The following is a 525-nucleotide window of genomic DNA, read 5'->3' on the forward strand; positions in this document are numbered from 1 at the left end:
GACTGCCGATGATGCTCAAGGAGTACGGGCTGGATTATGAGAAGCGGCACACGAAACAGGGAACACAGACCAACCTGATGCTGGCAGAGGAAAGCAACCCCGACTGGCTACCCAAGTGCGATGACACGCTCGCGATTTAACCCACATAACCGGCGCAAGCCGGTTTTTTTACGCCTGAACATGGCCGGGGTGAACAATCGACTGTTCACCCTTCACCGTATGTTCACCACCTAACATTATGATTTTATATAATAAAAACGCAGGGTGAACAGAGTGAACAGTTAAACCAAAAAAAAGTTTTTTTCGTAGAAAGAACTGGTATCACAAAATCTGTAAATCAATGATATTGCCCATACCATGGCTCATTCATTTCTGGGATATACGGCCATTCAGTCCTGTTTTTTATAGAGGTTTGTGCCAGCATGGCTTGCTCTGGAGAAAGAAAAATCCCAGCCAAATTATTGCCTCCATCTATTGCATAGAACTGCACATCAGTACCCATGAGCTGCTTATTAACAATAAGAA

2 pseudogenes are annotated in these 525 nt (G+C 44.4%); one reads left to right on the top strand and one right to left on the bottom strand.

Annotated elements, in window-relative coordinates:
• Positions 1–140: pseudogene (locus tag MES37_RS24570) on the top strand (winged helix-turn-helix domain-containing protein); the annotation flags it as partial.
• A 197-nt stretch (positions 141–337) separates the two neighbouring features.
• On the opposite strand, the pseudogene MES37_RS24575 reads toward MES37_RS24570, so the two are convergent.
• Positions 338–525, bottom strand: a pseudogene (locus MES37_RS24575) (hypothetical protein); the annotation flags it as partial.

The sequence above is a fragment of the Buttiauxella sp. S19-1 genome (genome assembly GCF_022134725.1).
Taxonomy (GTDB): domain Bacteria; phylum Pseudomonadota; class Gammaproteobacteria; order Enterobacterales; family Enterobacteriaceae; genus Buttiauxella; species Buttiauxella ferragutiae.